The 22,584-nt window shown below is 72.4% G+C and carries 19 protein-coding genes; 9 read left to right on the top strand and 10 right to left on the bottom strand.

Going from position 1 to position 22,584, the window contains the following annotated elements; translation table 11 throughout:
* Positions 1 to 5 precede the first annotated feature (5 nt).
* Positions 6 to 2,117, bottom strand: a complete 2,112-nt coding sequence (locus tag AC1DT4_RS06740) for a putative bifunctional diguanylate cyclase/phosphodiesterase (protein WP_477089000.1) — start codon at positions 2,115 to 2,117, stop codon at positions 6 to 8.
* Positions 2,118 to 2,293: 176 nt separating this feature from the next.
* Here AC1DT4_RS06740 and msrB point away from each other — a divergent pair, with 176 nt between their 5' ends.
* From msrB to AC1DT4_RS06725, 3 genes are all read left to right on the top strand, one after another.
* Positions 2,294 to 2,695 carry a peptide-methionine (R)-S-oxide reductase MsrB gene (msrB, locus tag AC1DT4_RS06735; protein WP_477088999.1) on the top strand — a complete coding sequence of 134 codons (402 nt, stop codon included), beginning with the start codon at positions 2,294 to 2,296 and terminating at the stop codon, positions 2,693 to 2,695.
* A 132-nt stretch (positions 2,696 to 2,827) separates the two neighbouring features.
* Positions 2,828 to 3,592: a nuclease-related domain-containing protein gene (locus tag AC1DT4_RS06730; RefSeq protein ID WP_477088998.1), complete on the top strand. Its 765-nt coding sequence runs from the start codon at positions 2,828 to 2,830 to the stop codon at positions 3,590 to 3,592.
* A gap of 107 nt (positions 3,593 to 3,699) precedes the next feature.
* Positions 3,700 to 4,149 carry a MarR family winged helix-turn-helix transcriptional regulator gene (locus tag AC1DT4_RS06725; RefSeq protein WP_477088997.1) on the top strand — a complete coding sequence of 150 codons (450 nt, stop codon included), beginning with the start codon at positions 3,700 to 3,702 and terminating at the stop codon, positions 4,147 to 4,149.
* A gap of 58 nt (positions 4,150 to 4,207) precedes the next feature.
* Here AC1DT4_RS06725 and AC1DT4_RS06720 read toward each other — a convergent pair whose 3' ends face one another.
* The 4 genes from AC1DT4_RS06720 to AC1DT4_RS06705 form a co-directional block, all read right to left on the bottom strand.
* Positions 4,208 to 4,879: a DUF2510 domain-containing protein gene (locus AC1DT4_RS06720; protein ID WP_477088996.1), complete on the bottom strand. Its 672-nt coding sequence runs from the start codon at positions 4,877 to 4,879 to the stop codon at positions 4,208 to 4,210.
* A 109-nt stretch (positions 4,880 to 4,988) separates the two neighbouring features.
* The gene (locus AC1DT4_RS06715) at positions 4,989 to 6,650 is read right to left on the bottom strand and encodes an MDR family MFS transporter (protein WP_477088995.1); all 1,662 of its coding nucleotides are present in this window, start codon (positions 6,648 to 6,650) and stop codon (positions 4,989 to 4,991) included.
* Positions 6,651 to 6,708: 58 nt separating this feature from the next.
* A complete protein-coding gene (locus AC1DT4_RS06710; protein WP_477088994.1) occupies positions 6,709 to 7,182 on the bottom strand; it encodes a MarR family winged helix-turn-helix transcriptional regulator in 474 nt (157 codons plus the stop codon).
* 127 nt (positions 7,183 to 7,309) lie between these two features.
* Positions 7,310 to 8,845, bottom strand: coding sequence for a sugar porter family MFS transporter (locus AC1DT4_RS06705; RefSeq protein WP_477088993.1), 1,536 nt, complete (start codon positions 8,843 to 8,845; stop codon positions 7,310 to 7,312).
* Between the two features lie 190 nt (positions 8,846 to 9,035).
* On the opposite strand from AC1DT4_RS06705, the gene AC1DT4_RS06700 reads away from it, so the two are divergent.
* From AC1DT4_RS06700 to AC1DT4_RS06690, 3 genes are all read left to right on the top strand, one after another.
* Entirely contained in the window at positions 9,036 to 9,635 is a 600-nt protein-coding gene (locus tag AC1DT4_RS06700) for a hypothetical protein (RefSeq protein ID WP_477089025.1), read from the top strand.
* A 372-nt stretch (positions 9,636 to 10,007) separates the two neighbouring features.
* Positions 10,008 to 10,628 (top strand): DUF47 domain-containing protein, encoded by a 621-nt coding sequence (locus AC1DT4_RS06695; protein WP_477088992.1) that lies wholly within the window; start codon positions 10,008 to 10,010, stop codon positions 10,626 to 10,628.
* A 5-nt stretch (positions 10,629 to 10,633) separates the two neighbouring features.
* Positions 10,634 to 11,635, top strand: coding sequence for an inorganic phosphate transporter (locus tag AC1DT4_RS06690; RefSeq protein ID WP_477088991.1), 1,002 nt, complete (start codon positions 10,634 to 10,636; stop codon positions 11,633 to 11,635).
* Between the two features lie 14 nt (positions 11,636 to 11,649).
* Here AC1DT4_RS06690 and AC1DT4_RS06685 read toward each other — a convergent pair whose 3' ends face one another.
* From AC1DT4_RS06685 to mshD, 3 genes are read right to left on the bottom strand one after another with little or no spacing between them, the layout of a single operon-like run.
* A complete protein-coding gene (locus tag AC1DT4_RS06685) occupies positions 11,650 to 12,627 on the bottom strand; it encodes an NUDIX hydrolase (protein ID WP_477088990.1) in 978 nt (325 codons plus the stop codon).
* Positions 12,624 to 14,870 carry an RNA degradosome polyphosphate kinase gene (locus AC1DT4_RS06680; RefSeq protein WP_477088989.1) on the bottom strand — a complete coding sequence of 749 codons (2,247 nt, stop codon included), beginning with the start codon at positions 14,868 to 14,870 and terminating at the stop codon, positions 12,624 to 12,626. The genes AC1DT4_RS06685 and AC1DT4_RS06680 overlap by 4 nt, the downstream gene beginning before the upstream one ends.
* On the bottom strand, positions 14,867 to 15,838 hold the full coding sequence (mshD, locus tag AC1DT4_RS06675) for a mycothiol synthase (RefSeq protein WP_477088988.1): 972 nt from the start codon (positions 15,836 to 15,838) through the stop codon (positions 14,867 to 14,869). Before mshD ends, AC1DT4_RS06680 begins: the two co-directional genes overlap by 4 nt.
* Positions 15,839 to 16,026: 188 nt before the next feature.
* Between mshD and AC1DT4_RS06670 the strand changes: the two genes are divergently transcribed.
* Entirely contained in the window at positions 16,027 to 17,151 is a 1,125-nt protein-coding gene (locus AC1DT4_RS06670) for an NAD(P)-binding domain-containing protein (protein ID WP_477088987.1), read from the top strand.
* Between the two features lie 45 nt (positions 17,152 to 17,196).
* Here the strand turns inward: AC1DT4_RS06670 and AC1DT4_RS06665 are convergent, their stop codons facing one another.
* Together AC1DT4_RS06665 and AC1DT4_RS06660 are read right to left on the bottom strand one after the other, a co-directional pair.
* Positions 17,197 to 18,606, bottom strand: coding sequence for a cellulase family glycosylhydrolase (locus tag AC1DT4_RS06665; protein WP_477088986.1), 1,410 nt, complete (start codon positions 18,604 to 18,606; stop codon positions 17,197 to 17,199).
* Positions 18,607 to 18,776: 170 nt separating this feature from the next.
* Entirely contained in the window at positions 18,777 to 19,928 is a 1,152-nt protein-coding gene (locus AC1DT4_RS06660; RefSeq protein ID WP_477088985.1) for an alpha/beta hydrolase, read from the bottom strand.
* An 85-nt stretch (positions 19,929 to 20,013) separates the two neighbouring features.
* On the opposite strand from AC1DT4_RS06660, the gene AC1DT4_RS06655 reads away from it, so the two are divergent.
* Together AC1DT4_RS06655 and AC1DT4_RS06650 are read left to right on the top strand one after the other, a co-directional pair.
* Positions 20,014 to 21,702, top strand: coding sequence for a bifunctional lysylphosphatidylglycerol flippase/synthetase MprF (locus AC1DT4_RS06655; RefSeq protein ID WP_477088984.1), 1,689 nt, complete (start codon positions 20,014 to 20,016; stop codon positions 21,700 to 21,702).
* Positions 21,699 to 22,532 (top strand): hypothetical protein, encoded by an 834-nt coding sequence (locus AC1DT4_RS06650; protein WP_477088983.1) that lies wholly within the window; start codon positions 21,699 to 21,701, stop codon positions 22,530 to 22,532. Before AC1DT4_RS06655 ends, AC1DT4_RS06650 begins: the two co-directional genes overlap by 4 nt.
* The last annotated feature ends 52 nt before the right edge of the window (positions 22,533 to 22,584 follow it).

Here is a 22,584-nt window from a genome sequence, read left to right as displayed (position 1 = left end):
GATACTCACCCGTTGGTGGAATCGGCGCCGGGCGTCCGTGGAGGGCGCGCGTGTCGGTTGCTCGGACGAGGCCCGGCGACCACGACGCCGGCCCTGCTCCCGCGTCCTCGGCGAGGCCGCGGGACCGACTGGGTCAACGGGAGATCGGCCGCCGGGACGGCCTGCGAGTAGAGGAAGCCCTGCGCCTGGTCGACACCCAGCCGGCGCAGGATGACGGCCGTCGCCTCGTCCTCGACGCCCTCGGCGACGACCCTCAGGTCGAACGAGTGGGCCAGGTCGACCATGGCCTGCACGACGACCTCCGAGCCCTCCCGTCCGTCGACCCCCAGGTCGGCCACGAACAGCCGGTCGATCTTCAGCTCGTCGACCGGCAGGTCCCGCAGCTGGGAGATCGACGTGTTGCCGATGCCGAAGTCGTCGATGGCCACCCGGATGCCCAGCGCGCTGAGCCGCTCGAGCACCGGCACGACCCGGGAGGGGTCGGCCACCAGGGCCGTCTCGGTGATCTCGACCTCGAGCAGGTCGGGCGGCACCGCGTGCTCCTCGAGCAGCGCCTCGATCAGGTCGACGACCGCCGCCGTCGTCACGTCGTGGGCGGACAGGTTCACGGCCACCGGGGTCGCGCGCCCCTCGGCGCGCCAGGCGGCCAGCTGGGTGACGCACTCCATCAGCGCGTACCGGGTGACGTCGTGGATGAGCCCCGACTGCTCCGCCAGGGGGATGAACGTGGTGGGCGGCAGGACGCCGCGCGTGGGGTGGACCCAGCGCATGAGCGCCTCGAGCCCCACCGTCCGGCCCGTGGCCAGCTCGATCTTGGGCTGGTAGTGCATGCGCAGCTCGCGCGGCGCGTCCGGTGCCGGGGTGAGCGCGCGGTGCAGGTCGCCCAGCAGCACCAGGCGGGCCGGCGACGAGTCGTCCTCGTCGGCCGAGTACACCGAGACGCCGGTGCGGTGGTGCTTGGCGGCGTACATAGCGACGTCGGCGGTGCGCATCAGCGACGACGGGTCGGTCGCATGGTCGGGCAGGCACGCGACGCCGACGGACGTGTCGACGTGCAGGGGCAGCTCGCCCAGCATGAACGGCGGCACGAACAGCCCGCGCACCCGGCGGGCCAGGCGCTCGGCGTTGGCCACCGAGCGCACGTCCGGCAGCAGGATCGCGAACTCGTCGCCGCCCAGCCGCGCGACGATGTCCTCGTCCCGCAGGGCGCCGCGCAGCCGCTCCGCCACCTGCTCGAGCAGCTCGTCGCCGCGGTCGTGGCCCAGGGAGTCGTTGATGTCCTTGAAGCGGTCGATGTCCAGGAGCATGAGGCCCACCCGGGAGCCGGTCTCCTCCGCCTCGAGGATCGTCCGGCGCATGCGCTCGGCGAGCATCCGCCGGTTGGGCAGGCCCGTCAGGGAGTCGAGCAGCGCGAGCCGCGCGTTCTCGAGGGCCGTGGCCTGCAGCCGGCGCGACGCGGTGAACACGGTCCGGAAGAGCACGAGCCACAGCGCGAGCAGCCCGCCGGCGACCACGAGGGACACCGTGCGGACCGCCTCGGTGAGCGCGGTGCTGGCGGCCGTGTGGTCCAGCATGACCTCGGCGGCACCGACCGTGTCGTGGTCGTCCAGGTCGGCGCCGTCGGTCTCGTCGGCGTGCACCGGCACGTAGACGTCGAGCACCTGCCGCTCGGTGCCGCCGGTGTCGTCGACGTTGTCTCCGCGCACGTCGGTGATGACCTGGGCGTCCGACGCCCCGCCGGTGGTCACCAGGTCGAGCCTGTCCCCGTCGGGGAAGCCGCTCGTCGTGCCGGGGGCCGAGCTGTAGATGAGCGACCCGTCGAGCGCCCACAGCCGCAGCTCCACGAGCCGGTCGCCGAACCCTTCGGTCGCGGCGTGCACCTGGTCGGCCTGGGCGGACGTGAGCGCGTCCGGCGCGAGGAACGAGGCCGTCGGCACGTCCGCCGTCGCATAGACCTGGACGGTCTCCGCCGTCGCGATGCCGTCGTTGATCGCCTGCTGCCCCATGACGCTCCACGTCACCCAGACGAGGGCGAGCCCGAGCACGACCATGGCCGCGCTGCTGATGACCGCGAACGATCGAGTCAGCGGCCAGCGGCGGCGGCTTGCTCTTGGCACGTGGGACCTCACGAGCTGGGCGAGCGCGGGTCGGGAGGGGTCCGCGCTGAGCCGAGAGTATGCGGTACTCCCGTCGATCAGCGACACCCCTGGTCAGAGGATTGTCCCGGCGCGTCGGGAACGTCCCCGTGCGTCGCGCGGTTGCAGGGGACGCCACCATCTTCAGGAGGAGACCGATGACGTACGAGGTGACCAAGACCGACGACCAGTGGGCCCTGGAGCTCGAACCCCAGGAGTTCGCCGTGCTGCGCCGCGCCGGGACCGAGCGGCCGTGGACGGGGGAGCTTCTCGACGAGAAGCGCGAGGGCGTCTACCGCTGCCGCGCGTGCAGCAACGAGCTGTTCCGCTCCGACACCAAGTTCGACTCGCACTGCGGCTGGCCGAGCTTCTTCTCGCCGCTGGCCGGTGACCGGGTCGAGCTGATCAGCGACCGCAGCCTCGGCATGGTGCGCACGGAGGTGCGCTGCGCGAGGTGCGGCTCGCACCTGGGGCACGTGTTCGACGACGCGCCGCAGACCCCCACGGGCGACCGGTTCTGCATGAACTCGGTGAGCCTGACGTTCGAGCCGGCCGCCTGAGCCTGCGCTCGTTCGGGGTGTCGTCCGGCGCGCCGGGCCCGACACCCCGGACGGGTGACGTCCGTCTGGTCGACACCGCTGAAGTCTGTGCGCCGCCGTGCCGATAATGCACACGTGGAAGATGTCCTGACAGTGCGGAGATGGAGGCGCTACGGCGCCGACCGTCTCTACGTCACGCAGGAGACCGGTGCCCGGGTCGGATCGGTCGACCTGCAGTCCGGCGAGGTCGTGGTCGACGACCCCCACTTCGAGAGCGGCCTGCGTCGCGCGGCCCAGGCGTACCTGCGTGCGGACGTCGCCGAGTTGGCCATGACGCTCCCGACCCAGAGCACCGGTTCGCTGGACCCCGCGGACGAGGCCGCGCTCCAGGCGTGGCTCGGCGGCCAGGACTGGGACACGATCGACCTCGCGGCGATCCGCGGCGAGCGCGGCAGCTCGGTCCGCACCCGGCTCGAGCGGCTGGGCGAGGAAGGCTGGCAGGTGGTGCACGACGTGCCGCTGGGCCGCCAGGGCAGCCTGGTCGAGCACCTGCTCATCGGGCCGGCCGGCATCTTCACCGTCGCGGAGCGCAAGCACCCCGGCCAGCACGTCGTCGTGGAGGGCCGCACCCTCGAGGTCGACGGCCGCTCCATGTCCTACCTGCGCGACGCGCGGCTCGAGGCCACCCGCGTCCAGGGCGCGCTCCTCGCCGCGGCGTGCGCGGCGATCACCGTCCGCGGGGTCGTCGTCGTGCAGGGCGAGCTCGAGGTCCGCACCATCCAGCCCCAGCACGACGCGTTCGCGATCTCCCGCCAGGACGTCCAGGCGGTCTTCCGCGCCATGCCGGTGCGCCTCGACCCCGCCCGCATCGCGGCGATCGCGCACGTCGCGAGGCAACGCGCGACCTGGTCGCGCTGACGTTCTGGGTGTTGACACCCCCATCCGCGCGGTGATCTGCTGAAACGCTCCCACTCCGTGGGGTGGCGATGCGGCGTTTTCGGTGCCGGTCCCGTCAGGATGTGACCGTGGTCGACGAACAGTTCCGGCAGCTCGAGCGCGAGCTCGGCCTCCTCCTGCGCCGCGCGCAAGCATCCTCGGCGTCCATCTCCAGGGATGTGCACCCCGACCTCGAGCCGGCGGCCTACTCCCTCCTGGCGCTCATCGCGGCGACCCCCGGCATCCGCGCCAGCGACCTGGCGACCAACATCGGGGTCGGTCGCGGCACCATGTCGCGCCAGCTCGCGCGGCTCGGCTCGCTCGGCCTGGTGTCCCGCCGGCCGGACCCCGACGACTACCGCGGCCAGCTGCTCGAGCTCACGGACGAGGGCCGGCACCGCTTCGAGACCGCCCAGCAGGCCCGCCGCGCGTTCCTGCGCGGTGCGCTCTCCGGGTGGGACGAGGCCGAGATCGAGGCGCTCGCCACGCAGATCGGTCGGCTCAACGAGGACCTGGCCGCCGCGCGCCGCGCGCACTAGGGGTCCCCCCAAGCACAGACGCGCCGCCCGGTCGGAGGGGTCGGGCGGCGCGTCTGGCTCACATCGAGCTGAGGCGTGCCAGGAGGACGATCACACCGAAGATCGTGCCGACGATCCCGAGCACGATCCCGGCCACGGCCTGCGAACGGCCGAGCGGCGGGTAGCCCTGGACCTCGAACTGGTCGGCACGCTTCATGCCGCGCGCCGCCCAGACGATCGCCATGATCGAGAACACCAGGAACGGGTTCACGACCAGGCTGATGATGCCGAACAGGACGGCGTTGTAGGTGAGCTGGTTCCGGCCGCGCGCGAGGTCGAGGTCCGGCCGGTCCTTCGAGTTGCGCTCGCGCCGCGGGAGCGCCTTGACCTCCTGCTTGGTCATCGAGCCGACCACGATGCGGCCGCCGGTCGGTGCCCCCACGTTCCAGGGCGCCTCCGGGCCGGCGACGCCCGCGGGCTGCCCGGCGTACGGCGAACCGTAGGGCGACGGCTGCGCCACCGGTGGGGTGCCGTACGGGGACGGTTGCGTCGCCTGCGCGGCACCGTAGGCGTGGGGCTGCGCGGCGGGCGCCGTGTAGACCGGGGCGAACTGCGCGGCGGGCGCTGCCGGGGCGGCGGCCGGCGGCGCAGCCACGTGCGCGGTCCATCCCGTGCCGTCGTACCAGCGCTGTCGGCCCGGGCTCGCGCTCGGGTCGGGGTCCGGGTACCAGCCCGGGGCGATCGACGACATGGATGTCCCCTCGTGTCGGTTGAGTTGCCCCAGTCATCGGCATCGCGGACCGTGAAGTTGACACGACAGCGCCCCGCAACCGTGGTTGCGGGGCGCTGCGGTGGGGAGGTCAGTCGCGACTGGAGACGCTCTCCTGCTCGGTGAGCGCGTCCAGCTCGGCGTCGACGCCAGCCTCGGCGGTGGCCGGCGCCAGCATCGCGCCCTCCTGCTCGAGCAGCTGCTCGATGCCCGACCGGTTGCCCAGCGGGACCTCCTTGAGGAACAGCACGGCGATCAGCGAGACCAGCGCGACCGGTGCGGCGACGAGGAACAGGTCCGCTATCGCGTTGCCGAAGGCCTGCTCGACGACGATCCGGACGGGCTCCGGGAGGGTCGAGAGGTCGGGGATGGCACCGCTGGAGCCCATGGCCGACGGGTCGATCCCGAGGCCGGCCAGCCCGCTGGCGATCAGCGAGGTGACGCGGTGCGAGAGGACGACGCCCAGCGCCGAGACGCCGAGCGCGCCGCCGAGGGTCCGGAAGAACGCGACCGTCGACGTGCCCGAGCCGATCTCCTTGACGTCGAGGGTGTTCTGCACGGCCAGCACCAGGTTCTGCATGAGCATGCCGACGCCGGCGCCGATGATCACCAGGTACAGCCCGACCAGGCCGAAGCTCGTGTCGAAGTGGATAGTCCCCATGAGCCCGAGCCCCGTGGTGAGCAGCACGGCCCCGGCGATCATGAACTTCTTGTACCGGCCGGTGCGGCTGATGATCTGGCCGGAGATGGTCGAGGAGACCAGCAGGCCGACGATCATCGGGATGGTGAGCAGGCCGGACTGCGTCGGCGTCTTGCCGCGGGCCAGCTGCATGTACTGGCTCAGGAAGACCGAGGTGCCGAACAGCGCGACGCCGACGGCGATGCTCGCGACGACCGCCATGACCAGCGTGCGGTTCTTGAACAGGTGGAGCGGGATGATCGGCTCCGAGGCGCGCGACTCCACCCAGACGGCGAGCGCGAGCAGCAGGATCGAGCCGCCGACCATCGCGGCGGTCTGCCACGAGGCCCACTCGAACGAGGTGCCGGCGAAGGTGATCCAGAGCAGCAGGGTCGCGATGCCCAGCGAGAGCAGCGTCGCGCCGGCGTAGTCGATCTTCACCTTGCGCTTCGCGCGGGCGGGCAGGTGCAGCGTGCGCTGCAGCACGATGATCGCGGCGAGCGCGAACGGCAGGCCCACGAAGAAGTTCCAGCGCCAGCCCGGGCCGTCGGTGATGACGCCGCCGAGGAGCGGGCCGCCGACCATGCCGATGCCCATCACGGCGCCCATGAGGCCCATGTACCGGCCGCGCTCGCGCGGGCTGATGATGTCGGCGATCAGGACGGTGCCCAGGGCGGTCAGACCGCCGGCGCCGATGCCCTGGAGGGCGCGCATGCCGATGAGCATGCCGGTGCTGTGGGAGAACCCGGCGAGCGCCGAGGAGACCACCGAGATGGTCAGCGCCAGCTGGATGAGGAGCTTGCGGTCGACCAGGTCGGCCAGCTTGCCCCAGATCGGCGTGGAGATGGTGGTGGTCAGCAGGGTGGCCGTGACCACCCAGGTGAACGCCGACTGCGTGCCGTCGAGGTCGGAGATGATCCGCGGCAGCGACGAGGACACGACGCTCGTCGCGAGGATCGAGACGAACATCCCGAGCAGGATGCCCGAGAGGGACTCGAGCACCTCGCGGTGGCTCATCTTGGGCGCCGTCTCGGCCGTGCTGGTGGGTTCCGGCGTGGTGGTGGTGCTGGACATGGTCTCGCTCTCGTGCTGGCAGGGATGGCCCGGCGTCGTCGGCAGGTCGGGGGTGGTGTCAGGCGGGGATGAGGACGTCGTCGGCCGGGGCGAGCCGGGACAGCGTCGTCGTGAGCCGGTCGAGGGCGACGCGCGCCGCGTCGACGTCCTGCGGCGACCACTCGGCGAAGACCTCGTGGGCGCGGCGGTCGAGCGTCGCCCCGATCTCGTCGGCCAGTGACTGTCCGGCGGGGGACAGGCGCACGGTGCGGACGCGCCGGTCCCCGTCGTCGACCGCGCGCTCCACCAGGCCGTCGTCGACCAGCTGGCTCACCTGGCGGCTGGCGACGGAGATGTCGACGCGGAGCGCGTGGGCGATGTCGCCGACCTGGAGGGTGCCGCGGCGCTCGAGGATGCGGACGATGGCGAGGGTGCCCTTGGAGCAGCCGATGTCGCGGGCCAGGCCGAGGGACGACTCGCGCAGGGTGCGGCTGAAGGCCTCGACCGACCGCAGGAGGGCCTGCGTGAGGGGCTCGGGCTGGACGGACGACATGGGACTCCTTTTGTTGCTCGGCGCAACCATACGACTGATGCTTGCTTCAAGCAACCGAGACACGGAACTATTCCCGGACACACGAGCGCGGCCGGACCCATCGGGCCCGGCCGCGCTCGCGGTGAGATCAGGCGGTCGTCGCCGAGCCGCGGCGGCCGCGCACGACCTTGACGCCCTCCATGTCCTCGAGCTGGATGCCCTTGGTCTCGGGGACCTTCCAGAGCACGAAGAAGAACGAGAGTGCGGCGAAGATCGCGTACAGCAGGTAGGGGATGGTCGCGCCGAACGTGTCGAGCAGCGGCGGGAAGGTGATCGTGATCACGAAGTTCGCGATCCACTGCGCGGCGGCGGCGAGGCCGAGAGCCGCGGCGCGGATGCGGTTGGGGAAGATCTCGCCCAGCAGGACCCAGACGAGCGGGCCCCACGTCGCTCCGAAGAACACGACGAACAGGTTGGCCGCGATCAGGGCGGCGACGCCCCAGGTGTCCGGGAGCTGGGTCATCATCTGGCCGGCGTTGGCCGGGTCGGGAACCTCGGTCGACTGCGTGAAGGCGAGGGCCATGACGCCGAGCGTCAGCGCCATGCCGACCGAGCCGACGAGGAGCAGCGGACGTCGACCCACCTTGTCGATGAGTGCGATCGCGATGAACGTCACGACGACGTTGGTCACCGAGGTGATCGTCGAGTAGGTGAACGAGTCGCTCGCGTCGAAGCCGACGGCCTGCCAGAGCGTGTTCGAGTAGTAGAAGATCACGTTGATCCCGACGAACTGCTGGAACACGGACAGCAGGATGCCGACCCACACCACGGGGAGCAGGCCGCCGTTGGGTCCCCGGAGGGACGCGTGCTGCGCGTGCTCCTTGTCCTCGGCGATCGTCTTCTTGATCTCGTCGATGCGTTCCTGCGCGTCCTCGTCGGGGGGCAGCACCTCGCTGAGCACCTTGAGGGCCTCGTCCTCGCGGCGCATCGAGACGAGGTAGCGGGGCGACTCGGGGATCCGGAGCGCGAGGATGCCGTAGACCACGGCAGGGATGACGGCGACAAGGAACATCCAGCGCCAGGCCTCGAGGCCGAACCACAGCTCGGCGGACGCCGGGTTGTCCTCCACGCCTGTCGCGAGGGCCAGGAGCTGGTCGGAGAGCAGGGCCGCGAAGATACCGAGGACGATCGCGAGCTGCTGCAAGGAGCCCAGGCGGCCGCGAACGGCGGCCGGGGCGATCTCGGCGATGTACGCGGGTGCGATGACCGAGGCGACACCGATGCCGATGCCGGCCATGAACCGCCACAGCGCCAGGTCCCAGACCCCGAACGCGAACGCGGAGAGGATCGACGAGAGGAAGAAGAGGACTGCGCCGAGGAACATCACCTTGGTGCGGCCCCACCGGTCGGCGAGCTTTCCGCCCACCCAGGCGCCCAGGGCGCAGCCGAGCAGCGCGACCGCGACGACGAAGGCCTTGATGAACGACCCGGCGTTCATGTCGAGAATCTTGAAGTCCTCGGTGAAGCCCTCGACGGCCCCGTTGATCACCGAGCTGTCGAACCCGAAGAGGAAGCCACCGACGGCGGCTGCGGTTGCGAGTGCGATCGCCTTGTTCTTGTGCGGGTTCGGCGTCGCTGCCGATCCCCCGGTCGCCCCCTGCGGCGACCCTGACGCGTGGGACATGAGCTGACCTCCGTCGCCCCCGGGCCGCTCCCGGGAGATCATCCCCACCTTGGCCCCGACGCGGTGTGTGCGCACGTCGGGGGCTCGTCGGCGCTGCGTGCTGGCCTGGCGGAGGTCTCCGGGGGATCATCGTCCGATGAACGGCACAGGCGGTGGCGACGGTGGGGCGCGGCGTCCGCGACGGCCCGCCATGCTCGATCCGGCGCAGGCCGACGAGCTTCCCGGCGGGTACGACCCCGCGCTGCGCAACGAGGCAGCGCACACCACCGCGGCCGCCCTCGTGCACCAGGGCCGGGCGAACACCGACCCCGAGATCGTCGCGCGGCTGGTGTCCCTGGTGGAGACCGAGGGGCTCGACGTCGTGGCCGCGCTCTGGTCCGAGAGCCCGGCGGACACCCTGCCCGGGGCGCTGTGGCGGTTGTACGTGCTGCGCGAGTGGGTGCGCCGGGACCCCGCCACGATCGCCGACCGGTACCGCCTGGGCGTGGCCGCCGCTCCCGTGCACGACGTGGTCGCGGGCGTCGCGGACACCCCGGGTCCCGCGGACGTGCGGGCGGTCGCCGACGCCGTGCTGTCGGGCGTCTACACGGGTGACCTCGACGCCGCCCTCGAGCGCGCCGCCGCGTTCTGCCGGGTGCTCGCCACGGGCGCCGCGTTCGACGCGGACCACCTCGACGACGTCGACCCGACCGGCGCGGTCCGGCTCACCCGCGGCGCCGCGTCGCTGGTCCGGACGGCCGAGGAGCTCGAGCACGCGGCGTCGTTGTGGCGGGCCGACCGGCTCGAGTGAACGCCGGCCACGAGACCTGATCGCGCAGGGATGAATCTGCAGGTGGGGTGGCCGCGGGCCGCGCGTCGGCGGCCGCCCACCCGGATCGACCCGGGGGTCCGGGCGTACCATGGAGGACGACGTCGGGCCGCGGTAGCCCCGGGCTCCATCTCAAGCCGCTTCGAGCGGCCACGCGCCGAGAGGCGCTCCGCGGTCCGGCGTCGCTCATCTCGCGGGCGCGGAGCACGGGGCTCCGCGGACGTCATCTGGCTGTCACCATGTGTCCATGCGCACGTCGGCGTGCGTTAGGCATTCCCCTGACCGTGACCTAGCCTGATCCCGTCCTCCCACCCTGGTATCTCCCACCTCCCGCCCTGCCCTCCGGAGCCTGCCGTGCGCCTGCGCCTCACCCCGCGCGACACCACGTTCTTCGACCTCTTCGCCGCCCAGGCGGTCCACCTCGTCACCGGTGCCAACCTGCTGGGCGAGATGCTCGGGGCCGATCGCTCCACCCGCAAGGAGATCGGCAAGAGGATCGCCGACGCCGAGCACGAGGCGGACGACGCGACGCACTCGATCATGCGGCGTCTGAACCAGACGTTCGTCACACCGTTCGACCGGGACGACATCTACACGCTGGCCTCGAGCCTCGACGACTGCATGGACTTCATGGAGGAGGCCGCCGACCTCATCGTCCTGTACAAGGTGGACGAGCTGCCGGCCCGGGTGTCCGACCAGGTCCAGGTGCTCCAGCGCGCGGCCGAGCTGACCGCGGAGGCCATGCCCCGCCTGCGGTCCATGGACTCGCTGTCCGAGTACTGGGTCGAGATCAACCGCCTCGAGAACCAGGCCGACAAGATCCACCGCAAGCTCCTGGCCCAGCTGTTCGACGAGGTCACCGACCCCATCCAGCTGATGAAGCTCAAGGAGATCGTCGAGAAGCTCGAGGACGCCGCCGACGCGTTCGAGAAGGTGGCGAACACCGTCGAGACCATCGCGCTCAAGGAGTCCTGAGCGCGGTGGAACTCGCGCTCGTCATCGTCGTCGTCGCGTTCGCGCTCGGATTCGACTACACCAACGGCTTCCACGACGCCGCCAACGCGATCGCGACGTCGGTGTCGACCCGGGCGCTCACGCCGCGCGCCGCGCTCATCATGGCGGCCGTCTTCAACCTCCTCGGCGCCCTGCTGGGCACCCAGGTGGCGACGACCATCGCCGAGGACATCATCAGCATCGGCGGCGTCTCCTCCCAGGAGGCGCTGATCATCGTGCTGTCGGCGCTCATCGGCGCGATCACCTGGAACCTCATCACCTGGCGGCTCGGCCTGCCCTCGTCGTCGACCCACGCCCTGATCGGTGCGCTGACGGGCGTCGGCGTCGCCGCCGGGGTGACCGTGCACTGGGACGCGATCCTGGACAAGGTGGTCATCCCGATGGTGGTCTCACCGTTCGTCGGGTTCTTCCTCGCGTTCGCGCTGATGGTCGGCGTGCTGTGGATCGTGCGGAACTCTGCCCCCGCCCGCACGATGCGGCGCTTCCGGGTGGCGCAGACCGCGTCCGCGGCCGCGATGGCCCTCGGGCACGGCCTCCAGGACGCGCAGAAGACGATGGGTGTCATCGTCCTGGCCCTCGTCGCCGGCGGGTTCTACAGCGGCGACACCATCCCGCTGTGGGTCAAGCTATCGTCCGCGCTCGCGATCTCGCTGGGCACGTACTCGGGCGGGTGGCGCATCATGCGCACGCTCGGGCGCAAGATCATCGAGCTCGACCCCGCGCGTGGCTTCGTCGCCGAGTCGGTGTCCGCCTCCGTGCTCTACGCCAGCGCCTTCTGGCTCCACGCGCCCATCTCGACCACGCAGACGATCACCTCGGCGATCATGGGCGTCGGCGCGACCAAGCGGCTGTCCGCCGTCCGCTGGGGCGTCGCCAAGAACATCGCGTACGCCTGGGTGCTCACCATCCCCGCGTCCGCGCTGGCGGCCGCCGGCGTCTACTGGATCCTCAACCCGATCCTCACCTGACCGGCGTCGACGGGCTAGACCTCGTGCGGCCGGTGCGTCTCGGTCGACACGACCCGTGGGCCCTTCGCGGTCTGGGCCACGTGCGCGACCAGCAGCTGCGCCGGGTGCAGGAAGGGGTCCGCGGCGGGGAGCGCGTCGGCGACCTGCCGGGTGGCGTGCTGGGCGAGCACGTCGACGACGGTCGGCAGCACCGGGCGGTGCGTGCACACGACGGCGTCCACGGCGGACTCCAGCAGCCCCAGCACCTCGGCGGCGACCCGCGCGGGCGAGCTGGAGTGCTGCGCCTCGGTGAGGATCTGCGAGATCTCGGGCGCGACCTGCGCCGCCGTGGCGTACGGCGCGATCGTGCTGACGCAGCGTGCCCAGGCGCTGGTGACCACCCGCCCGACGCCGAACGTGGACAGGATCGAGACGAGGGCGCGTGACTGCCGCTCGCCCTCGGAGGTGAGCGGCCGGTCGAGCTCGGTGCCCTTCCAGTCCGCCCGGCGGCGCGCGGTCCCGTGCCGGGCGACCACGAGGGCGCGGGTGTCGAGCCGGCCCTTGTCGTAGGCCTCGACCAGCGTGGCGAGCGGTGCCCGGTCGTCGTCGCGGGTCAGCCGCTTGGCCGCCGTCCCGACGTCGAACCACCGGAGCTGGTCGATCTCCTTGGTCGAGGCGGGCGGCACGGGGGGCCGGGCGCGCAGCGCGGCGGCGTCGGGGCGGCCGGCGACCTGGGCAGCCCAGTAGTGCACGCGCTTGCGGCGACCGTCGGACAGCGCGTACTCCAGGCCTGGCAGCGGGACGCCCAGGACGACGTCGTGGCCGGTCTCCTCGGCCACCTCGCGCGTCGCCGCGGCCAGGATCGTCTCGCCCGGGTCGACCTTGCCCTTGGGCCATGACCAGTCGTCGTACCGGGGGCGGTGGACGAGCGCGACCTGCAACCGCCCGAGGCGCACGCGCCACACGAGGGCCCCGGCCGCCTGGACGACGACCGGTGCCTGGGTGCTGCTCACCGTGCGGTGCCCGGCCGGCGCCGCTGCCGGTGGATCAGCACGGCCTGCAGGTCCGCGAGCGGTCCGTCGGGGCCGAGGTGGTGCCGGGTCCACGTGCCGTCCTGGTCGAGGTGCCACGACGACGTGCCGTCGTCCATCGACTCGTCCAGCAGCTCGACCAGCTCGCTGACCTGGTCGGGGTCGGACACCCGCACGAGCGCCTCGACGCGGCGATCGAGGTTGCGGTGCATGAGGTCGGCGGAGCCGATGTAGACCTCGGGCCCCTCGAACGTCGCCTCCTCGGGGAGCGTCGACGCGGCGAACGCGAAGATGCGGGAGTGCTCGAGGAACCGGCCGAGGATCGAACGCACCCGGATGGTCTCCGACAGCCCCGGGACCCCCGGGCGCAGGGCGCAGATGCCGCGGATGACGAGGTCGACCGCGACGCCGGCCTGGGACGCGCGGTACAGCGCGTCGATCGTGGCCTCGTCGACCATCGAGTTGACCTTGATCTTGATCCACGCCGGCCGGCCCGCGCGGGCCGCGGCGGCCTCGCGGTCGATGCGCTCGATCAGGCCGGCCCGCACGGAGCGGGGGGCGACGAGCAGGCGGTGGAACCGTGACTTCGGCGCGTACCCGGACAGCTGGTTGAACAGGCGCGTGAGGTCCTGGCCGACCTCGGGCTCGCTGGTGAGCAGCCCGAGGTCCGTGTAGAGGCGCGCCGTCTTCGGGTTGTAGTTGCCGGTGCCGATGTGGCAGTAGCGCCGCAGCCCGTCGGCCTCCTGGCGCACGATCAGCGACAGCTTGCAGTGCGTCTTCAGGCCGACGATGCCGTAGACCACGTGGACGCCGGCCTGCTCGAGCTTGCGCGCCCACGAGATGTTGTTCTGCTCGTCGAAACGCGCCTTGATCTCGACCAGCGCCAGGACCTGCTTGCCGGCCTCGGCGGCGTCGATCAGGGCGTCGACGATGGGGGAGTCGCCGGAGGTCCGGTACAGCGTCTGCTTGATGGCCAGCACCTGCGGGTCCGCCGCGGCCTGCTGCAGGAACGTCTGCACCGACGTCGAGAACGAGTCGTACGGGTGGTGCAGCAGGATGTCGCGCTCGCGGATCTTGGCGAACATGTCCGCAGGCGTCGCGCTCTCGACCTCGGCGAGCTGGCGAGGCGTGGAGGCCACGAACCGCGGGTACTGCAGCGAGGGGCGGTCGAGGTCCGCGATGAGGTTGAGCCCGGTCGCGTCGAGCGGCGCCGGGAGCTGGTAGACCTCGTCCTCCGCCATGCCGAGCTCGCGGATGAGCAGGTGCCGGATGCGCGGGCTGATGCTGTCCGCGATCTCGAGCCGGACCGGCGGGCCGAACCGGCGGCGCAGCAGCTCCTTCTCCATGGCCTTGAGGAGGTTCTCGGCGTCGTCCTCCTCGACCTCGACGTCCTCGTTGCGGGTCACGCGGAACGTGTGGTGCTCCTGCACCACCATGCCCGGGAACAGCTGCTCGAGGTGCTCGGAGATGACGTCCTCGACGGGGACGAACGACATCGGGCCCTTCTCGGGCGACGCCGCCTGCACGTCCGGCGCGCTCGGCCGGCCGGAGGCGTCGACCGCGATGAACCGGGGGAGCAGCGGCGGCACCTTCACGCGCGCGAAGTGCTCCTTGCCCGTGGCCGGGTTGGTCACCACGACCGCGAGGTTCAGCGAGAGCCCCGAGATGTAGGGGAAGGGGTGCGCCGGGTCGACCGCCAGCGGGGTCAGCACCGGGAAGATCTGCCGGCGGAAGAACTTGCGCAGGCGGTCCTGCTCGCTCTCGCCCAGCTCGTCCCACCGGACCAGCGTGATGCCCTCCTTCGCCAGCGCGGGCTGCACCTGCTCCGAGAACACCGCCGCGTGGCGGTCCATGAGCCGGTGCGCCTCCTCGCTGATCGACTCGAGGACCTGGCGCGGGGACTGGCCCGACGCGGCGGTGACGGCGATCCCCGTGGCGATGCGGCGCTTGAGGCCGGCGACGCGGACCATGAAGAACTCGTCGAGGTTGGACGCGAAAATCGCCAGGAAGCGGACGCGCTCCAGCAGCGGGATGTCCTGGTCCTCGGCCAGCTCCAGCACTCGCTGGTTGAAGGCCAGCCAGGAGAGCTCGCGGTCGAGGAACCGGTCGTCGGGCAGCGGCTCCGTGTCGAGCAGCTCCTCGTCGAGCTCGGGCAGGGGGGCGGGCAGCACGTGCTCGGCGATGTGAGCCGCCAGGGACGGGTCGATGGCAGTGGCGTCCGTCATGCGCCCATCGTGACACCCGGAGGTGAACTCTTGGTATCGGAACCGAACATCACGTCCACGGCCGAGCGAGCGAAGCCCGCGCGCTCGTACGTGTGCACCGCCACCGTGTTCTCCGCGCCGGTGTACAGGATGGCCGCCGACAGGCCCCGGCCGGCCAGGTGGTCCAGGCCCAGGGCGGTGAGCGCCCGGCCGAGCCCGAGGCCCTGCGCGTCCGGGTCCACGCCGACGACGTAGATCTCCCCGACGGGCTCGTCGCCGTGCTCACCGGCCGGGTGCACCTTGGTCCACACCGAGCCCAGCAGGATCCCGTCGCGCTCGGCCAGCAGGAAGCCCGCGGGGTCGAACCACGGCTCCTCCTCCCGTGCCCGCAGGTCCGCCGACGTCATCCGGCCCTGCTCCGGGTGGTGCGCGAACGCGCGGGAGTTCACGCGACGCCACGCCTCCTCGTCACGACCCGGCACGAACGCGCGCACGGTGACGCCGGGCGGCAGGACGGGCTCGACGGCCGGCCGGGCGGTGAGGTCCAGCCGCATCTGCAGCAGCTCGCGCACCACGGGCATCCCGGCGTCGACGGCGAACGCCCGGGCCGGTGGCAGGTCCCCGTGGGCCCAGACCCGCAGCGTCCGGCCCCGGACCGTCGCGGTCTCGGCCAGCGCCCGGACGAGCAGCGCGCGGCCGATGCCGGCCCGGCGGTGCTGCGGGTCGACGACGAGCTCGGCGCGGACCGACGACTGCGAGCCGACGTCGAGCTGCGCGTACCCGACCAGCCCGTCCGGCGCCTCGGCCCGCAGGTGGATCACCGGGGCCTCCGGCTCGGTCAGCCAGAGCAGCGGCTGCTCCGACAGCGGGGCCACGCCGTCCACGGCCGCGGCCCGGTCGGCCAGCAGCCGGACCGCCCCGGCGGTCGCCGCGCCGAGCGGACCGGCCGTCGCACTCACGACGACCTGCGTGGACACCTCGTCGACCATGGCCCCATCCCACCACGCGACCGGCCCGGCCCGGGGGACCCGTCCTGGGGTCTGGGAGAGTGGCTCCGGGGAGCGGGTACGTTGGTCGGGCCATGGACCCCTCCCCGAGCCCTCCGACAGCCACCGGCGGGACCCCGGACACCCGCCGCTCCCGGCGCGCGCGCCGCTCGGGCGCGGATCAGGACCCCGTGGACGTCACCGTCGTGGTGGTCGGGGCGGGGCAGGCCGGCCTGTCCGCCGCATACCACCTGCGTCGCGCGGGCCTCGTCGCCGTGGGCGAGCCCGACTGGGAGCACGCCGACGCGACGTTCGTCGTGCTCGACGACGCCCCGCAGGCCGGCGGCGCCTGGCAGCACCGGTGGCCGGGCCTGACCATGGCCGACGCCCACGGCGTGCACGACCTGCCCGGCATGCCGCTGCTGGTACCCGACCTCGACGAGCCGGCCGCGTTCGCCGTCCCGTACTACTTCGCGCAGTACGAGGAGGCCTTCGACCTGCACGTGCAGCGGCCCGTGCGCGTCGAGCGGGTGGAGTCGTCGCAGGACCGTCTGCTCGTCCGGTCGCGTGGCACGGAGCGGCCCGACGAGTCGGTCGTCTGGCGGGCGCGCGGCCTGATCAACGCCTCGGGCACCTGGCAGAAGCCGTTCTGGCCCGCCTACCCCGGCCGGGGCGGGTTCCGCGGTCGGCAGCTCCACTCGCACGACTTCCGGCTCCCCGAGGACCTCGCCGACGGGCACGTGGTCGTGATCGGCGGCGGCACCTCGGCCGTGCAGCTGAGCCTCCTGCTCGCGCGGGTCACCACGACCACCTGGGTCACCCGGCGACCGCCCGCGTGGCGGGACGAGGTCTTCACGCCCGAGGTCGGTCGGGACGCGGTGGCGCAGGTGGACGAGCGCACGCGAGCCGGGCTGCCGCCGCAGAGCATCGTCAGCGTCACCGGCCTGCCCCTGACCGCCGCCTACCGGGTCGGCATCACCGCGGGCGTGCTGCGCGCGCGTCCGATGTTCGACCGGATCACGCCCCGCGGTGTCGAGTGGGACGCCCCCGACCAGCCGGGCGATGGCTGGGTCGGCGGACCTGCGCACGTCGAGGCGCGCACGCTCCTGTGGTGCACCGGCTTCCGGGCGTCCCTGGACCACCTCGCACCCCTGGGCCTGCGCGCGCCCGGCGGCGGCATCGTCATGGACGGCACGCAGGTGGTGGCCGACCCCCGGATCCAGCTGGTCGGCTACGGTCCGAGCGCGTCGACCGTCGGCGCCAACCGCGCCGGCCGGGAGGCGGCCCGCAACCTCCGGCGGCTCTGGGCGGACTGACCGAGGGAGGGCCGGGTCCCGACGACCCGGCCCTCCGTCAGCCGATCAGCTCGCCGTGCACGTCACCGCGGCCGACGAGCCCGGGGCGGTGCCGCTGCCCACGAACCCGTAGGTGGTGCTCGCGCCGGACCCGAGCAGCCCGTTCCACGCCGCGTTGGACACCGTGACGGTGGTGCCGGACCGGGCGTAGGTGCCGGACCAGCCGCTCTGCACCGACCCGCCGGCCGGCAGCGAGAACGCGGTCGTCCAGCCGCTGATCATCGCGGTACCGGCCGTGACCGTCACGGCGGCCTGGTAGCCGCCGGGCCACGTGTTGCTCACGACCAGCGACGCGGTGCAGGCCTTGCCCGGAGCCGGCGTGGTCGGCGCGGGGGTGGTGGGCGCCGGCGTGGTGGTGGCGGGAGTCGTCGGGGCCGGGGTGGTCGGCGCGGGCGTCGTCGGCTGCACGCCGCCGTAGATCCTGGCGGTGACGGCCGTGGACCTGATGCCGTTGACGCCGTTGAGCACCTTCTGGCCCCACGGCGACAGGCTGGCGGGGTTGAAGCCCAGCACCATGTCGAGCACGGGGTCGGTGTTGCCCGACCACGACCAGCCGTAGTAGCCGATGTTCCGCTTGACGGCCTCGGACATCACGGTCGCGTCGTCGACGTCGGCGGAGCTGGACCGGTAGCCGAACTCGCCGATGATCAGCGGGAGCCCCGCGGCCTTGAACGCGTCGAGGTACGTGGTGATCGACGAGGCCGTGGTGTAGACGCCGTACATGTGGATGGAGAAGAGCGTGTTCGCGTCGGGGTCGGCGGCGGCCACGGTCGCCGCGCTGTCCCGCATGACGTTCTTCCAGTCCTGACCCCAGGCCGGCGCGTCGACCACGATGTTGTGGTGCAGCCCGGCCGCACGGAGCTTCGTGATCGCCGCGGCCGTGTCGCCCGCCCACTTCGTGTTCGCGGTGTCGTTGTTGCCGAAGGGCTCGTTGCCGATGTTGATCTGGACGTAGTCCTCCTGGCCCTTGAGCACGGAGGCCAGCGAGATCCAGTAGTTCGCGGCCGTGTCGAGGCTCGAGGCGGCGCCCTCCTCGCCGTAGCCCGTGGTGTCGTGGTCCTCGAGCATGCAGATCAGCTTGTTCGCCTTGCACAGGCTGATGATGTTCGCGACGTCCGTCGCGTCGTTCCTGGTCCAGCGCGTGCCGTCGGACAGGACGACCCGCAGGGCGTTGGCACCCGCCGCGCGGATGGCGGGGATCGCGGTCGCGGTCTGCGACGTGTACCAGGTGTGCGCGTGGCTGACGCCGCGGGAGACGAACGGCGTCCCGTCCTTCTCGACCAGCTGGGTGCCGGAGACGTGGAGGCCGGGAGGCGTCGCGGCCTGCGCCGCGGTGGAGATCAGCGACGTGGCGCCGAGCGCGACGACGGCGGCGGCCAGGGCGGCGCCGGACAGCAGGGACCTACGAACCCTCATGGGACTTCCTCGTTCCGTGGGCGACTGGTGGCGACCGCGCAGCGGGCGGTCGACGAGTGGATGCACCCGCCCGCCGTTCCGCCGGCCGGCCGACGGGCGGGTGCGTCGTCACACAACCAGGTCGCCCGGGCCCGCTCCACGGCCCGAAACGCTTCACACCGGCGCTGACCTCAGCCCTTGCCCGGCCCCTCCAGGTGCGCCGACGCGAACACCAGCCCGTAGGGGATCGCCGCGCGCGCGAAGTTCCACGTGTGGCTCAGGCCGGGCTCCTCGCGGAGCAGGACGTCCTGCCCGCGTGCCTTCAGGGCCGCCGCGATGGCCGTGCTGTCCTTGCGCGGCTGCCCGTGGTTCGCGCCCGCGAGGTCGATGAAGACGGCGACGTCGTGGGGCAGGGCGATGGTCGACGCGTACGCGGTGACGTCGTGCTCCTGCCACTGCGCCTTCGTCGCCAGCATCGCCGTCCCGCCCGTGCCCGGATCGCCCGTGGTGTCCAGCGCCAGGATCACGCCGTACAGCGACGGGTTCCGCAGGCCCTGGTCGATCGCGCAGAAGCCGCCCGACGAGAACCCGCCGATGGCCCGGTGCGCCCAGTCGTCGACCGTCCGGTAGTGGGCGTCGACCCACGGGATCAGCGTGTCGGAGATGTAGGTCTCGACCTGCGAGCCGCCCGTGGTCGAGTCGAGGCACTCGGTGTCCTCGGCGCTCGGCCCGGTGCCGTTGACGTCGATGCCGACGACGATCATCGGCTTGACCAGCCGATGCTCGAGCAGCACGTCCATGGCGGTCGGGACGTTGCCGGCGGCGAACCAGTCGCCGCTCTCGCCCGGGCTGCCGTGCACCAGGTAGACCACCGGGAGGCGCTCGGTCGAGCCCTCGTAGCCCGGCGGCGTGTAGATCCACGTCAGGCTGTCGCCCGGCATCCGGTCCGCCGCGGGCGCGGGGACGTGAACCGCCTCGACGCGGCCCAGCTCCGTGCCGCCCGACTCCGCCTCCGCCCTGCCGTGCTCGAGCGGCGCGGGCGGGGCCCCGATGCCCCAGCTGGACAGGGTCACGCGCGCGGCCCCCACGTTGGGCACGTACCCGACGACGATGTTCGCCGTGATGCCGAGAGCGGCGAGCACGCCGAGCCCGCTGCACACCCACAGAGGCCACGACCCGTGATCCCGCCGGCGCCGGCGGACGGCCCACACGACGACCGCCGCCGCCAGCGCGAGCAGCACGGCCACGGTCCACCACGAGCTGATCCAGTCCCCGCCGCCGCCGAGCGCGCGGACGACGTCGGGGGGCAGGGAGCTGCCCGGAGGGTCCTCGGTGACGACCATCCACGCCCCCTGGTGTCCGACAGCTGTAGGGGACCAGCCTCGCACCCCTCTCGGCCCCTCAGACAGAACCGGGCACACTGGACGCATGACGGCCACCAGCGTGCTCCTCCCGCGAAGCGCCCGGTCCGCCATCGAGGAGCAGCGTCGTCGCGGTCGCGTCCGGGTCGTCGCCTCCCGCGTCGTCTTCGTGCTGGCCGTGGTCGGTCTGCTCTCGGCGGCGATCCACCCGCTGTGGCAGCGGATGGGGTTCGTCCGGGACCTGGTCCCGGGCCTCGTGGTCCACACCGCGCGGCCCACCCTGGTGCTCGTGTCGGTCGTCCTCCTGCTCACCGCGCGCGGGCTCCGGCGCGGCCATCGCCTCGCGTGGATCGCGACGATCGTGACGCTGGGATTCTCGGCGGCGCTCCACCTCGCCAAGGGTCCCGACGTCCTGTCCGCCGCCGTCGTGGGGGCGGCGGCGGTCTGGCTGGCCACGCAGGGCAAGGCGTTCCCCGTGCTGCCGACACGTCGCGCGGTCCGCCGGGCGGTCATCTCGTTGGTCGCGGCCCTCGTGTTCTTCGTCGTCCTCTTCGTCGGCCTGGTCGTCTGGGCGCTCGTCGCGGACCCGACCGACGAGCAGATCGATCGCCTCGGACGGGTCCTGGCGCCGATCACGTACGCGCTGATCCTGGTGTCCGTCGTCGTCATGCTGTGGTCGCTCCTGTCGCCCCGCCGCCCGCGCCGGCTGAGCCCGCAGGACCACCGCGACGAGCGCGAGAGAGCACGGCTCGTCGTGCAGCGCCACGGCGGGGGGACGCTCGACTACTTCGCGCTCCGCGACGACAAGGACTGGTTCTTCAGCGGCGAGTCCGTGGTGGCGCACTCGGTGCGCGGCGGCGTCTGCCTCGTCTCGCCCGACCCGATCGGGCCGCCCGGGGAGAAGGTGCTCGCGTGGGCGGAGTTCCTCGACTACGCCGACGACTTCGGCTGGTCCGTCGCGGTCATCGGCGCCGCCGCGGACTGGCTGCCCGAGTACGAGTCGAGCGGCCTGCGCACGGTCTACCTGGGTGACGAGGCCATCGTCGACTGCTCGACGTTCGGCCTGGAGGGCCGGTCGCACAAGTCGCTGCGCCAAGCCGTGAACCGCGTCGACCGGGCCGGCTACGTGACCAGCTTCCACGACCCGGCGACGCTCGACGCGCCGCTGCGCGCGCAGATCGAGGCGATGAGCGACGAGTCCCGGCAGGGCGACACCGAGCGCGGGTTCTCGATGACGCTCTCGCGGCTGTTCCAGCCCGACGACACCGGCCTGCTGCTCTCCGTCACGCGGAACCCGGACGGCCGGGTCGACGCGTTCTGCCAGTGGGTTCCCGCCCGGGACATCGGCGGCTGGTCGCTCGACGTGATGCGGCGCCGGACCGACGTCGAGGACCTGCCCAACGGCCTCATCGACTCGACCATCGTCGCGACCATCGCCCACCTGGCCGGCCGCGGCGAACGCGGGCTCGGCCTGAACTTCGCCATGATGCGTGAGGTGCTCGAGGGCGACCCGGAGGCGGGGTCACGGATGGACGCCCTCGCCCGGCCGATCCTCCAGCGGCTGTCGCAGGGCACCCAGATGGGCACCCTCAGCACGTTCAACGACAAGTTCGACCCCGGCTGGGTGGCGCGGTACGTGATCCTCGACTCCGTCGAGTTCGTCGCGACCCAGGCCCTCGTGCTGGCCGGCGCGGAGGGAGTCACCGAGATCCCGGTGATCGGCCGCTTCCTCGGCAACCTCGGCGCGGCGACGTGATCGTCGCGATCCTCGCCGCGGTCGTCTCCTCGATCGCGTACGGCGTCAGCACGATCATGCAGGCGGTCGCCACCCGGAAGGCCGCCGGGCTGGCGGTGGTCAAGCAGCCGCTGGTGATCGCCGCGTTCGTCGTCGACGGGCTCGCCTGGGTGCTGTCGCTCGTCGCGCTGGACAAGCTGCCGCTGTTCGTCGTGCAGGCGATCATCGCGTCGTCGCTGGTCGTCGTGGTGATCCTCGCGCGCTTCGTGCTGGGCACCCGGATGCGGCCGATCGACCGGGTCGCCGTGATCGTCGTCGTCGGCGCCCTGGTGCTCGTCTCCCTCGCCGGTGGCGAGCAGCCCGCGGTCGCGCCGCCCGCCGGGTTCGTCACGATCATGATCGCCGCGTCCGCGGGGCTCGTCGTGCTCACCGCCGTCTTCTACAGGGCCGGCCCGCCGGTCGTCCTCGGCATCCTCGGGGGCCTCGGCTACTCCGGTGCCGCGATCGCCGCCCGCGCGGCGACCGAGAGCGGGGGCTTCGTCGCGACGGTCTTCCAGCCGCTGGCCATCGCCATCGCGCTCTGCGCGATCGCCGGCGCCCTGGCGTACCTGCGGGCGCTCGAGCGCGGCTCGGTGGGCACGGCGGCGGCCATCGTCTCCGTGCTCGAGGTCGTCATCCCGGGCGTCGTCGGCATCGCCGTGCTCGGGGACAAGATCCGCGACGGCTGGGTCGCGGCGGCCGTCATCGGCACGCTTCTGGCGTTGGCCGGGTGCATCGCTCTCGCGCTGAGCCCGGCCAACGCCGCCGCGGAAGCCTCGGCGGACGAGCGCGAGCTCAGTCCTCCTGGCTGAGGTCGGCCTGAGCCTGCGCTCCGCTACGGGCGCGTGCCGCTCCGCGACCCCC

Source organism: Cellulomonas sp. P4_D11, assembly GCF_056401915.1.
The sequence above is the reverse complement of the archived record's forward strand: the minus strand, read 5'-3'. Positions and strand labels throughout refer to the sequence as shown.